The organism is Spirochaetales bacterium (assembly GCA_016930085.1).
Taxonomy (GTDB): domain Bacteria; phylum Spirochaetota; class Spirochaetia; order SZUA-6; family JAFGRV01; genus JAFGHO01.
Map to the genome: position 1 here is coordinate 62,103 of JAFGHO010000100.1, position 13,858 is coordinate 75,960.

Here is a 13,858-nt window from a genome sequence, read left to right on the forward strand (position 1 = left end):
TGGATGTGACGGCGCTTTGCCCGCCGTCAACCATACCGGTGCCGTGAAGAAGGCCCCCGGCAAATTGAATGGCTTCTGTATAAACAGCGGCTTCTGTATAAACAGCGGCTTCTGTTGACTTTGGGAAACGGTGGTAATATACTTTATTGAGGAGATAATACAAGCTTCAGGAGGGCTGAATGTTTCAAAAATACCTCTTTCATTGTACGGAAAAATGTATCGGTGCCCTGAATATCGGTATAAAGGAAATGGTCAATATGCACAAATCGGTCCTCCATCCCGAGTATATCCTCCTGGGGCTTATCGAACAGCATGATTCGGCGGTCATACGGATATTGAGCGAGATGGGGCTGAACGCGGAAGAAATTCGCGATGCGATCATGCAGGAAATATACTCACAGGAACGGGTCAGCGATGAAATGCCGCAGCTCGAGGGTGAATCGCAATTCAATGTATCGATAGCGCCCGAAGTCGAAAATTTATTCAAGATGGCCCTCGATACGGCGCGGGAAATGGGGGACAAGTATATCTCTGCGGCTTTGCTTTTTGTCACCATGCTCAGGGACGGGGTCGGGGAAGTGAGAAATCTGCTCCTGAAATCCGGTGTTTCCGAAGAGGAAGCACTGAAGGCCTACAATTCATACAGGAGCGGACGCAGGATCGACGACCGGAAATCCGACAGCAAGGAAGATGTCATCGTCAAGTACACGATCGATCTTACCGCACAGGCGCGGAGGGGTGAACTCGATCCAGTGATCGGTCGTGAAGAGGAGATAATGCAGATAATACGGGTCCTCTCGAGAAGAAACAAAAACAACCCGGTCCTTATCGGTCACGCCGGTGTCGGAAAGACCGTTTTAGTCGAGGGACTCGCGCAGCGGATCGTCGATGCCGAAGTTCCCGAAACATTACTCGGAAAGAAAATCGTGACACTGGAAATGGCTGAACTCGTTGCCGGCGCAAAGTTCAAGGGCGATTTTGAAGAACGGCTAAAATCCCTGCGGGAGGAGATTATCATGTCCTCGGGGTCGATCATCCTTTTTGTCGACGAGTTTCATACCATACTCTCGGCAACCAGCGGAAGCGAGGGGAGTGCGTCCGACATGCTCAAACCGGCGCTTGCCAAAGGACTTTTACAGTGTATCGGCGCGACGACGCTCGAAGATTACAAACGGTATGTCGAAATGGACAAGGCCCTCGCCCGCCGGCTTCAGCCGATCAATATCGAGGAACCCGGCATCGAGGAAACCATCGAGATTTTAAACGGCGTCATCGAACGGTATGAGCGCCACCATAAAATTCTCTATACAAAGGAGGCGATCGCCGCCGCGGCCAGGCTTTCGGACAGATACATTTCCGAACGGTATCTGCCCGACAAGGCGATTGATGTCATCGACGAAGCCGGCGCCACAAAGCACCTTTCCGGTATCTACATCCCGCCGCACATGAAATCCGTCGAAGCCAGAAAGCTGAGGCTTCTGGACGAACAGCATAACGCCTTTGCCGGAAAGGATTTCAAAAAGGTCGCCGATATCCAGCAGCAGCTTATCGAGATGAAGACCGAATTCGAGCAGCACAAGGAAAAGTGGGAAATGGAAGTGTCGTCCCGCGATATCCGCGTCACCGAAGAGGATATCGCGGAGGTGATTGCCCGATGGACCGGAATCCCGCTTAAAAGACTGGTGGAAACGGAAGCTGAAAAACTCAAGAACATGGAAGAAAACATTCACAAGCGTATCGTCGGGCAGGATCAGGCGGTATCGGCTGTCTGTCATGCGATACGGAGAAACAGGGCGGGGCTGAAAATACTCCAGAGACCGATCGGCAGCTTCCTTTTTCTGGGGCCGACGGGTGTAGGAAAAACCGAACTCGCCAAAACCCTCGCCGAGTTCCTTCTGGACAATGAAAACAAGATCATACGACTGGATATGTCGGAATATCAGGAGCGTCATACAGTGTCACGGATTATCGGAGCGCCGCCCGGTTATATCGGTTACGGCGAGGGGGGGCAGCTTACGGAAAAAGTGAGACGCAATCCCTATTCGGTCATCCTTCTCGACGAAATTGAAAAGGCACACCATGACGTTTTCAATCTGCTTCTCCAGATACTCGATAACGGCAAGATCACCGACGGCCAGGGACTCGAGGTCAATTTCCGCAACACCCTCATTATCGGCACGTCGAATATCGGCGGGAATATATTGTCGAAGGAAGTGAAACGCATCGGTTTTGTCCAGGCAAAGGGATTCGAGGGGTACGAGGAGACGAAAACGTCGGTGATGGCGGAGGTGAAAAAATTTTTCAGACCCGAGTTCATCAACCGGCTCGACGATATCATCGTTTTTCATCCCCTTTCTGCGGACCATATCAAAATGATCGTGCGTCTCGAACTCGACAAACTGAAGAAATCACTCGCCGAACAAAAAATCGTTCTGGAGGTGGAGGAGGCGGTGCAGGATTATCTGGCAAAATCCGGTTATTCGGAAACCTTCGGGGCCAGGCCGCTCAAGAGGGAGATCGAACGCGTCGTTGAGAATCCGATTTCCCATAAGATTATAAGCGGTGAGATCATACCGGGAATGACCATTACGGTGTCGCTAAAGGGCGGGAACAAGGTCGATATTGCCTGTAGTAAATGATTTTTCCGGTCAAAAAGACGCTATCGGAAGGGGATGTCGTGACATGTCCGGACGGCAGCCCCTCCCGTTTTTCGGTTACCCCCATCGTGTGCCGGACGGCGATACCATTATCCGGCTGCGCGAACGGATCTATTCATATTACGACAATCCCGGCTTCCTCCCCACCGATCCGGTCTTGTTCCCGCACAAGTATCGGGATCCCTTCGATATCGAATGTGCCGCTTTGATCGCTTCTTCTCTGGCATACGGCAGGGTGGGCCGGATATTGACGAGTGTTGCCTCCGTGCTTCAGGTGCTTGATACCATACCCGGGGCTGTGCGCGGCATGGATTACCGTGTACTTTGCGATTGCTTCCGGAACTTCAGGCACCGTTTTACCGACGGCAGGGAAATCGCCGCTTTGGTCTGTGCCGTCGCCGCCGTTACGAAAAAATTCGGCTCCCTCAAAGCATGCTTCCTTTCTTTTTATACCGATTCCGACAAAACCGTCGTTCCGGCGTTGTGCGGTTTTACCGACGAACTCCGCCGCCTCGCGCCGGGACCCATTGCAACCCTCGTCTCGTGTCCCGGCAAGGGAAGCGCCTGTAAGCGGCTTCACCTCTTCCTCCGCTGGATGGTAAGGCGTGATGCGGTCGATATCGGCTTGTGGCGGGAAGTCCCACGGTCGAAACTCATCGTGCCGCTCGACACGCACATGCACCGGATCGGGAGGATGCTGGGATTCACTGAAAGAAAGCAGGCGGATATGAAAACCGCATTGATGATCACCGCGGGGTTCGGCGAACTTTGTCCCGAAGATCCGGTCAGGTACGATTTTTCGTTGACACGGATGTCGATGGCGGGCCGGGTGTAAGCGGGGTGCCTTAAAAAAGAAACGGTAATCGAACGGGATCTCCCGCCCTTGCGAATCGGTGTGAAAAAGGGTATGCTCTTCGGCATGATCGGCGATACGACAAGAAACGGTACGGCCCTCGTCGTGGGGCTGGATTCAAGTACGACCGCGACAAAGGCGATCGCCTGGAACAGGGACGGCGAGGCTGTCGCTTCGGCGAGGGAAGCGATCTCCCTTTCATCGCCTGAGCCCGGGTATTACGAACAGGACCCCGGTGATTGGTGGGGAGCCGCCTGCAGGGCCCTCGGGGCCGTTGCCGCACAGGTCGACCCAAAGCGGATTGCGGCGCTTTCCGTTTCCAACCAGCGTGAAACCTTCGTTCCCCTCGATCGGGGGGGCGGCTGCATACGCCCCGCCATTGTCTGGCTGGACGAGCGGTGCAGGGACGAGGTGGAACGATTCGCAGGAAAAATCGGGAGGCGGAAGATCCACCGGATCACGGGGAAACCGGTGGACTACGCGCCCGTCGTTTACCGCCTCGCGTGGATGCGGCGGCATGAAGCTAAGTCTTTCGAGAAAATCGGAATGATCTGCGATGTGAACACCTTTCTCGTATGGAAACTGACCGGGAGTTTCAAAACGAGCGCGGCGAGCGCCGATCCCCTGGGAATTTTCGATATCCGTAAACGGCAATGGTCGGCTACGGTCCTGGCGGCACTCGGATTGAACCGGGATCAGCTGCCCCGGACGTATTCACCCGGGGAAATCCTTGGAACCGTGAATGAAGAAGCGGCCCGGATGACGGGCTTGCGCCCCGGTACGCTTGTTGTCGCAGGCGGGGGCGACGGGCAGGCCGCGGGCCTCGGCGTGAACGCGCTTGAATCCGGGCGGGCATATCTCAATCTCGGGACCGCGGTTGTGGCCGGTGTCTACTCGTCCCGGTACCGGGCGCACCGGGCGTTCCGCACCCTTTTGAGTTGTACCGATTCCGGATACTACTATGAGTGCAGTCTCCGCGCCGGCACCTTTGCCGTCGACTGGTTCATAAAAAAGGTACTTTCGCTCGATCCCGCGGCGCAGCCGGATATTTATGAGCGGCTCGAGGCCGAAGCGGGCGGGGTCGCCCCGGGCAGCGGCGGGCTATTCCATCTGCCTTATCTCTGCGGGGTCATGAACCCCTACTGGGATACCGCCGCACGGGGGGCGTTTGTCGGTCTGTCCGCTTCCCACACCAGGGGCCATATGTACCGGGCGTTGCTCGAAGGCATCGGGTTCGAATTGGCGTTCGGGCTTTCTCTGGTGGAAAACGTCGTCCGCCGGACGGTGCGCGAGCTTCTTCTCATCGGCGGCGGCGCCTCGAGCGGTATATGGTGCCGGCTCGTCGCGGATATTACCGGAAAGCCCGTCGTTATTCCACGGACCGCCGAGGCCTCGTGTCTCGGCGCGGGGATCGCCGCCGCCTGCGGCGCCGGGTGGTACGGTGGTTTCCGGGAAGCCGCCGGCCGGATGACCGGGACCCGGCACGTGATAAAACCGGATGCGGACCGTTGCCGGGAGTACCGGCGGTTGTCGGGCGTCTATAAACAAATCTATCCGAACCTGAGAAATATCGGGGACGGGAAACGGCGTCCGTCATCATGATTGTCGTGATACCGATATCGCGTCATCGGCGCGGCGCCGAAGGAGGGACGGTCCGGGGTGCGGATATCACAGCGGGTGGGGCTGCGGGATATTCGACTCGATGTAGTCCTTGAGGTATTCGAGGTCGCCCCGTTCGAGGTTCATCATTTTTCCGATTCTGATCGTTTTTCCCGCCCCGTAGATAGTGAGGACGTGGGAGATAGTCCCCCTGTTTCCCCGTTCTTCGGTTATTTTCATATCCCGGAACTCACAAATCGGGATGGCCTTTTTTTTCAGGGTGAAGCCGAAAATCCTGTCCGTGTACAGCAGATCCGATGCCGAAAGGGTGAGCATCGATCTGCCGAAAATACCGTAAAAGACGAACACGATCAGCCCGATTCCGACGGCGAAAAAGGGAAGCATGAATATCAGCATGAAAAAGGGAATATCGCCGACTTCCCCGAAATTACCAAGGAATCCAAAAAGAAAGGAGTTCCATGCCAGGGCGAAGAAAATCAGGAAAACATACATCAGTTTCGGCGTTTTGACGGTGATTTCTGTATCGCCAAGTATGTTTTTTTTGATGATCACCCGTTCCGTTCCGGCGACACCGGTTCCGGTCTCGAAACGTTTACGCGGTTCCTTTCCCTCTAAAACGGCAAGGGCCTTTCCGGCATCGGAAAGCCTTCGCGTGTGGTCAGGATCGAGCATGCTGTCGAGGAGGTACATGAGAGGTCGGGAAATGGTGATGTCGTCGTGATAGTCCGGCCTCATGTTTCTCAATTCGAACTCGGAGGGTTCCTTGCCGGTGAGGATAAAGACAATTGTCGCACCAAGGGCGTACATGTCCGCAGCGCGGGTCACCTTTCCGTAAAGCTGTTCGGGCGGCATGTAACCGATCGTCCCCACGACCGTGCTTCCCGATTCCCTTTTCCCCACATCGGCGACCGCCCCGAAGTCGACGAGATATACCCTGCCGTCTTTGGACAGAACGATGTTTTTGGGGTTGATGTCCCGGTGGATGACCGGCGGATTGAGTGAATGAATATAGGAGATTGTCTTTAACAGACTCTCCAAAAAGGTTTTGATTTCACTTTCGGTAAAACGTTTTCCGCCCCGGATAAGGTCGAGGAAATTACCGCCCTCCACGTATTCCTGGACGAGCACATGGGTGATCTCGTTTCCCTCTTCGATTTTAAAGTTGTCTATGTAATCCGGAATAAGGGGATGATCGATTGCTGCAAGGGTTTTAATTTCCCGTTCAAAGAGTTCCAGTACCTTCCAGTCTTCGAGTTCGCTTATTGCAAGGAGTTTGAGAACGACTTTTTTTTTCGTTTTTCCGTCAGCCGCCAGGTAGGTCTTTCCCATGCCGCCTTTTGCGAGAAATGATATGATCTCATAGCGTTCTTTTAATACGGTCCCCCGTTCGTAACGCGTCGCCATAGATATGTCCCTCCGTCTGCGGCATGATGGCAGGAATACGGCCGCCTCAATTAATCTAAGCTTTTTTGAATCGGATTTCAAGAATTATGGTTGGGCTTTTTCCGTGCGCGTTGAGAAGTGCAGAAACCCGTGCGGGCAGGCTTCGATACATTTCCCGCATTTAATACAGTCGGTCTGGGTTAATATCCGTTTCTGTGCGATTGTTTTGATTCCCATGATGCATGACCGGATGCAGGCATAGGAGCAGACCGATTTATCCGCGACATCGCATCCGGGATCGCGAATGATTTTGAGCAGCGACACCTTGTTCGTCAGTCCCAATAGCGCGCCGAGGGGACAGAGAAACCGGCAGAAAAACCTCGATATGAGAAGCATCATGCAGACGGTAACGGCAAGGATACCGAGCTTTGCTATGTACATACCGCCGGGTATGAACGCAGGCTCGATCGCCGCATAGGGGATGGCCGCGCTGGCGGCCGCAGAGGGGCAGAGTTTGCAGAAAAAGGTATCTCCCCCGATGACGGCGAACCCCAGCGTGAGAAAAAGGACCGAGTATTTAAGAAAAAAGGATTTTTTCCTTTTGATAAAATAAATGATGCTTCCCGAAAGGAGCAGCGCGGCACCGGCTATCCCCGCTGCAAGCAGGACCGGATTGGCGCCTGAAAAGACGAGTAAAACCGGAAACAGGAAGGTGAAAAGGAGAAACGCAACCGGTACGAGAACCCTCGATAAACCGTGTTTGGCGGGTGAAGCGCCCGCGACCGGTATAAAAAACGCGATAAGCGATGAGACTGAGATTGTGAGGGTGACAACGGAAAGCCATCCGATCGATGTAAAAAGGGAGATCAGGACAAAAGCGGCGCCCGAGACCGCGCCCGCTACGAGAAAGACTGTCTGGCGCGTACGGTTCGGTTTCCCCGCTTCCGCGCACATGTCGTTGACGAGACCGAAGGGACACACCCAGCCGCACCACCACCGGCCGAGTACGACCCCGTAGAGCGCGACGAACGCGAGGGGGTAGAGGGGAAGGCCGGTTTTGATCAGGCTTTGCAGTATCCCGACCGGACAGATTGTGACGGAGAGGGGGCAGGCGTGGCAGTGAAGCCCTGGAAAAACAATGTGGGTCATCGCGGGAACCGCGACCCCGGCCAGACCCAATAAAAGACCGATGCCCTGCGTGAGGCGCCGTAATACGGCGATTCGCTTTACCTTAGCGGGTACTATCATGGCCGCCTTCCCGTATGGCGCCGACGATATTCTTTTCGAGATAGTTCGTGCCGTAGATTACCCGTCTTGTGTTATTCGATACGATGACGGCCGGAAGCGGAAGAGGCTCCCGGAAAGGGTAAGAGGTCGCGTACGATTCGAGTTCCTTTTTTCCTTCGGGCAGTGAAATATCGACGACGGAAAAGGAAAGCGTTTCGGGATAACGTCGGCAGAGCGTTTCCACGTATGTTTTCGCGGCCGGGCACGATCCGCACCATGGCGCCGAAAAAACGACAATATGCACGGGCTCCGCCAATTCCGCGAGGGGTGCGGTCGCCTTCGGGTCCACGACCGGCGTAATGTCCGGCAATTCGAGCCCGATACAGGAAAGACAGAGCGTGGCGGCAATCGAGCGGGAAAGGTCCGCCTGTGTGACGGAGTTTCCTCCGGTCGCGGCTGCCGTATATAAAAGCATGCCGCAGAATACGATTGCGATGAATATGGTAAAGAGATAGTCTTTTCTGTATTTCAGGAAAACGATGAAACCCGCAGTCCCGAGAATCAGAAGCAGCCCCAATATCATCGTGTCGATCAGTTCGTGTGAAAATGAGATCCCCGGTTTTTTGAGTGAAAAGGCCTGTTCCGTGCGTTCCGGAAACTTGCAGATCCCGCTGCTTTCAATACAGGGAACATAGTGTATCGCCACCGTCACATCGACAACCCCGGGGGCCGGTGAAAACGGGAAGAGAAACTCCTTTGGGGAACCTTCCCTGATATATTCGGTCTGGAAGACACGGTTTTCCCCTTCGATCCGTATATCGTCCGATGTCAGGGTGATAAAGGCCTCATCTTCCGAAAGGCCGGTGATAAGCCGGTCCGGTTTCGGCGCAATACGAACCGCAATAAGGGGGGGATCATCCCTTCGTTCGACACTCAGTTCGAAGTCCCCGTTTATGTTTATCGCGGATACCGGCCTGGGTGAAAGGAAAAAGATCGCGCACACGAAAAAGATCCCGGCCGCCTTTGCGCCGTGGAAAAATCCACCGTCGTTGAAACGGGAAGCCGGTGCATCCGTGGATAACGTCAGGCGATTGAGATTTTTTGTTTTTAAAGCCGGGAACATGGCACTCCCTTCTTGAGTTTGTTTCGATCTCCATTATAGTAATCGGTGCCGATATTTCAAGTATCAATACGGTATATTGAAAAAGATTTCTCCCCGATGAATCTTGTTCGAAAACTATTGCATATCGCCTTTTATGGGGTTACTATTTAACTATCATGTTGATGTCAAGCGAAGAGAAGCAGAGGTATCCTCAAACAAGGCAATGGGGCGTCCGTATGTTTTCGGCACCCCGGCAGGTGACGAAAAAAAGAAGCCCTTCGGCTTTTTCCGTATACCGTATTATGAGAGTCATCATTCCGATTATCATTCATTGCGCCTCGTGCAGAACATTCATCCAGGTGCCTGACCTTGTCCCGAACAAATGGGTTCCGCTTTCCTACGAGCAGGCTCCGGTTGAAAATCCCCTGAAAGGGTTTATGTCTTATTATGATTCGTCGTCAAATAATTTTCCCCACAGTATGGAATGGGTCTATCTCCCGTTGTCGCAGCTCATGACGGGAATGGATGAGTTTACCTTCGATAAAGGCCTCGAACCGTATCTTCGCGGCGCTGAGGGGCGGGGGAATCATCTTTGTTTTCGGGTGTATCTCGATTCACCGGGAAAACCCTCGGGTGTTCCGCGATTCATCATCGACGGCGGACTCCGGTTTTACGAGTACGGGGAATACGGCGGCGGATTGTCTCCCGATTATACAAACGAAAAACTCGTTCGCGCGCTCGAAAACTTTATCCGAGCTCTCGGTGCCGTCTACGACGGTGATCCGAGAATCGGCTTTATAACAATCGGCCTTCTCGGGTTCTGGGGGGAATGGCATACATATCCGCACACTGAATGGTTCGCCCCGCTTACGGTCCAGAACCGGATACTGAGAACCTTCGACGAATCATTCGACACGACACGTCTTCTCGTCAGGTATCCCGCGGGGGAAAGTCCTCATCTCGACATCGGGTTTCACGATGATTCGTTTGCCTATAATACGCTTCCCCCCGTTTCGTGGCATTTCTGGCCTCAGATTGAAAAGGCCGGTTGCGCCGACGTATGGAAACGCGAACCGGTCGGCGGTGAACTCCGGCCGGAGATCCAGTCCGGGATTTTCGACGATCCGCCCGCGAGTGAAGCGGAGAATTTCAGCCGGTGTGTCGAGACGACCCATTGCTCGTGGCTTCTGGCATACGATATCTTCAATCATCCCGGATTCACCGGTGCGAAATTCGACCGCGCCCTCGATGCCGCCCGTCTGCTCGGTTATGAAATTACGGTTACCGGCGTGTCCGCCGGGTACACGGAGGATCGTTTCAACCTTACCGTGACCATGAAAAACATCGGGGTGGCCCCTTTCTATTACGCGTGGGATGTCGAGATCGCCGTCGTCGGCGATAACGGCAAAGTGGAACGTCTTTGGAAAACAAATTGGGATATCACCTCCGTTATGCCGGGCGATAACGGAGAGACATCCTTTTCTTTCGTCAAACCCGTCGAAGAGTTGCCCGCGAAACCCTTTACCATCATTTTACGGGTAAAAAATCCGCTTCAGGGCGGAAAAACGTTTTCTTTCGCAAACAGGCGAATGAACGATTTATTGAAAGGCTGGCTCGTGCTGGGTAGACTGGAAAACGAATGAGCACGCAAGCGAGGTACACATTCGGAACCGGAGGTACGGCGGCCGAACGGCTCTCGCTTATTGCCGGTTTTTTCAATCCCCCGGCGGAATCTTTTATCCGGCGTTACGTGAAGGAACCCGTCGGGACGGCCCTCGACCTCGGGTGCGGGCCGGGCTGCACGACGGAGATGCTTTGGGGGGCGGTCGACGCCGAAAGGGTTTGCGGGATGGATTGTTCCGAAAAATTTCTTTCAATTGCGCGGGATCGCTATAAGCACCTCGAATTCGTGAACCATGATGTGCGACTCACGCCTTTCCCCGTGACGGCGGATATCATCTATGTACGTTTTCTTCTCTCACACCTGAAAGATCCGGTTGCGTGTATCGGAAGCTGGACGGCCGAATGCCGCCAGGGAGGATTGCTTCTTATCGACGAAGTCGAGGATGTTTATACCGATGAGGAATGCTTCCGGCGTTATCTCTCCGTCAACAGGGGGCTTGTCGCTTCCCAGGGGGCATCTCTTTATGTGGGTTCCGAGATCGGTACGGGCACCTATGACGCCGACGTGCTTTGTAACGAAGCTGTTTTTCTTCCGGTTCCCGCCAATACCGCGGCATCCTGGTTTTACCCGAATACACTCACGGTATGGGAAGAGGAGGAGTTTGTAAAAGGAATCCTCACTCGAAGGGAACGGGACGGCATCAGGAAGCGGATACGGTCGATTATGATGGAACGCAATGGAACAAAGGGATGTACATGGAAGATGAGAAGAATCGTGTTGAGAAACACCGGGTGACTCATTTTATCCCGGATATGTCGATCGCGGTTGGATCGGTCGACGGTCGCGCAAAAAGATACCCCTGACCGTATTTCACGTTCAATGCCTTGAGTTTTTCCCATTCCGCTCTGGTTTCTATTCCTTCAGCGATAATTTCGGAGTTGATGCTTTCGGCGAGATGAATCATCGCCTTGATGATTTCCTGTTTGATATAGCTTTTATCGATATCGCGGACCAGGGCGATATCCACTTTGAGGTAACCGGGTTTGAGTTCCATGATCCGCTCGAGATCCGAGTATCCTTTTCCGATATCATCGTCGGCATGGACGATCCCGATATCGGTATAATCCTTGAGGGCTTGTTTAAAAATATCGTAGTTTTCAATTGCCAGCCGCTCGCTAATTTCAAAGACGACATTTTCGGGCTTCACCTTCAAATCATCGAGCAGTTCCTTGAGGTAGAGTCCCCTGAAATCCGGATCATGGATTGTCATGGTAAGGGTATTGACGAATATTTTGGTCTGAATTTTGCAATTCCGGATCGCTTCAAACGCCTTTTTCCTGCAGAGTCTGTCGAGTTCGAAGGAAAGGCCGCTTTCTTCGGCGATAATAAAAAGAACGAGAGGACTCGTGTATTCCGAGTTATCCGGCCCCCGCGTCAATGCTTCATGTCCGATCACATCCATGGTGTCCAGATTGACAATAGGCTGGAAAAGGGTCGTCACCTGCTGATTGATAATGATTTTCTGAAGGAGGTATTTACTTTTATAGTGCTGCCGTTCGGCCAGGAAGAACCCCATTTTTTTCGATTCATTCAGAAGCTGCGTGATCTGTCGAATGTTTTTAATCATCGGGTTTTTGATCATAAGGGCATACCCGATTTTCGGGGTAACATTTTCCTTGATCAGGGGGTATAAAAGTTCGAAAATAGATTTCTTTATGATAATTCGCGCACGTTCCGCAAGAACATCGAGATGATCGAGGAGTTGTGTATGTTCCCTTCGAGGGGCTGAGAGAAAGATGATGAATGTATCCGATTCGAACACATCGACGATAAAAATATCTTCCTTTCTGAATTTTTCCTTCATGAGTGTTCTGATGATAGCGGTGACCTTGCGGACGCAGTTTCCGTATGCGACGCTTCCGTATTTGTACTCGATTATTTTAAGCTGATCGACCTGGATTGAAATACAGGCGATGTATTGCAGGCCGGTAAATATGGCTTCGATATTGTCATATTCTTTCAGTAATGTCGGAAGACATATGATTTCATTCTCATAGAAGCCTTTGTGGATCGACGTGGTAATATGGGAGGTATCCTCTTTCCTTTTTTTTGTTTTGCCCATATCTACACTATAGTCACTGCACTGTCTTTTTTCCAATTTCTTTTCATCCTCCATGCGGATTCAAGAGGGGTTTCACCGGTTTTTACCGATGATATCCCTTTTACACCCATCCCCTTTTCAGTGTATGGTTAAACGAAAGAAGGAGTGTTTATGAATAAAATAGCGGTGCTGTATGATTCGCAAAGCGGAAATACCCGGACAATGGCCGGTCTTGTCCGTGAAGGGGCGTTATGTGTTGCCGATACGGAGGTAAGGCTGCTTCGGGTAAACGAGGCGGATGTGAATGACCTCCTGTGGTGCGACGGTATCGCAGCCGGTTCCCCCACTCATGCGGGGCTTGTTTCCGCTGCAATGAAAACCTTCTGGGATAACGCCGTAAAAAAGGTCTGGGGAAAGATCGACGGAAAGATCGGCTGCGCGTTTGCTTCTTCCGGCGGGAGGGGGGGCGGTGCGGAACTTGTCTGCCAGTCGATCGCGACGATCATGCTCAATTTCGGGATGTTGGTTTTCGGTATCCCGGACTACACCGGTCCCGGACAGACGCTTCATTACGGAGCGATCGCCGTCGGACCGCCGGCCGATGGCGCCGAATCCGAGGCGTGCAGACGGCTCGGGAGGCGGCTTGCAGAATGGGTCGCCTATTACTGTCACGGGAAAAAGGAAATGCACCCGCTGGTTCAGGAGTACCGGAAAAGGTAATACCAAAGAATACGATGCGTCATAACTTTATTTCCATATCTCTCCACCATCGTCAAGAACAAGCCCGGCAAACCCTCATTATACCGAATAGCATAAAAAAATAGGCACAACTGCATTTTTCCTCCCTCCTAAAACGATACTAAAATGTTGCATAGAAACTTTATTAGTGAAAGGAGAAATCATGAAAGGTGTTTTAATTTTGATGTCTTTTGTCCTATTTGTGTTGATTGCCGGGTGCGATCTGGAAACGGCCCATGAATCGATTTCACCCGCCAAAGCGGAGGTTTCGACGTCTTTGGGGGTTACCTGCGTCAACTGTATTATCGGGAACCGTCCGGACATTCTCCCCTTTTATGAATCAAACGGCTGGGATATCGATGAGTCCAATTGGGTTGCCATCATCAATAACTGGTGTTCCGTCGATCCTGAAGGCTGTGCGGAAGAGATGAGAAAGTGTGAAGGCTTCTGCTCGTCATCCCAACCGCCGCCGCAGACCACATCTCTTCCGGCATCCACAGTACCTGTGGAATTGTGCGCCGTTTCATACGTGGAGTGCATTATCGCAAACCGC

At 52.8% G+C, this 13,858-nt stretch carries 11 protein-coding genes; 7 read left to right on the top strand and 4 right to left on the bottom strand.

From position 1 onward, the window contains the following. Positions 1-179: 179 nt before the first annotated feature. From JW881_17230 to JW881_17240, 3 genes are read left to right on the top strand one after another with little or no spacing between them, the layout of a single operon-like run. Entirely contained in the window at positions 180-2,639 is a 2,460-nt protein-coding gene (locus JW881_17230) for an AAA family ATPase (protein ID MBN1699266.1), read from the top strand. A 43-nt stretch (positions 2,640-2,682) separates the two neighbouring features. Then, positions 2,683-3,492 (top strand): TIGR02757 family protein, encoded by an 810-nt coding sequence (locus JW881_17235; GenBank protein MBN1699267.1) that lies wholly within the window; start codon positions 2,683-2,685, stop codon positions 3,490-3,492. A gap of 60 nt (positions 3,493-3,552) precedes the next feature. Beyond that, positions 3,553-5,112, top strand: coding sequence for a hypothetical protein (locus tag JW881_17240; protein ID MBN1699268.1), 1,560 nt, complete (start codon positions 3,553-3,555; stop codon positions 5,110-5,112). Positions 5,113-5,178: 66 nt separating this feature from the next. Here JW881_17240 and JW881_17245 read toward each other — a convergent pair whose 3' ends face one another. The 3 genes from JW881_17245 to JW881_17255 form a co-directional block, all read right to left on the bottom strand. Continuing rightward, a complete protein-coding gene (locus JW881_17245; protein ID MBN1699269.1) occupies positions 5,179-6,534 on the bottom strand; it encodes a serine/threonine protein kinase in 1,356 nt (451 codons plus the stop codon). A gap of 84 nt (positions 6,535-6,618) precedes the next feature. Then, on the bottom strand, positions 6,619-7,761 hold the full coding sequence (locus JW881_17250; protein ID MBN1699270.1) for a 4Fe-4S binding protein: 1,143 nt from the start codon (positions 7,759-7,761) through the stop codon (positions 6,619-6,621). After that, complete coding sequence (locus JW881_17255; GenBank protein ID MBN1699271.1) at positions 7,745-8,863, bottom strand: thioredoxin family protein; 1,119 nt, start codon at positions 8,861-8,863, stop codon at positions 7,745-7,747. The genes JW881_17250 and JW881_17255 overlap by 17 nt, the downstream gene beginning before the upstream one ends. 215 nt (positions 8,864-9,078) lie before the next feature. On the opposite strand from JW881_17255, the gene JW881_17260 reads away from it, so the two are divergent. Further along, the gene (locus JW881_17260) at positions 9,079-10,485 is read left to right on the top strand and encodes a DUF4832 domain-containing protein (GenBank protein ID MBN1699272.1); all 1,407 of its coding nucleotides are present in this window, start codon (positions 9,079-9,081) and stop codon (positions 10,483-10,485) included. Next, positions 10,482-11,261, top strand: a complete 780-nt coding sequence (locus tag JW881_17265) for a class I SAM-dependent methyltransferase (GenBank protein MBN1699273.1) — start codon at positions 10,482-10,484, stop codon at positions 11,259-11,261. Before JW881_17260 ends, JW881_17265 begins: the two co-directional genes overlap by 4 nt. A 1-nt stretch (position 11,262) precedes the next feature. Here the strand turns inward: JW881_17265 and JW881_17270 are convergent, their stop codons facing one another. Further along, on the bottom strand, positions 11,263-12,624 hold the full coding sequence (locus tag JW881_17270; protein MBN1699274.1) for an EAL domain-containing protein: 1,362 nt from the start codon (positions 12,622-12,624) through the stop codon (positions 11,263-11,265). Positions 12,625-12,738: 114 nt separating this feature from the next. Here JW881_17270 and JW881_17275 point away from each other — a divergent pair, with 114 nt between their 5' ends. Together JW881_17275 and JW881_17280 are read left to right on the top strand one after the other, a co-directional pair. Beyond that, complete coding sequence (locus JW881_17275; GenBank protein ID MBN1699275.1) at positions 12,739-13,287, top strand: NAD(P)H-dependent oxidoreductase; 549 nt, start codon at positions 12,739-12,741, stop codon at positions 13,285-13,287. A 181-nt stretch (positions 13,288-13,468) separates the two neighbouring features. Next, positions 13,469-13,858, top strand: a 390-nt coding sequence (locus tag JW881_17280) for a hypothetical protein (protein MBN1699276.1), incomplete at its 3' end; no start/stop codon positions are given.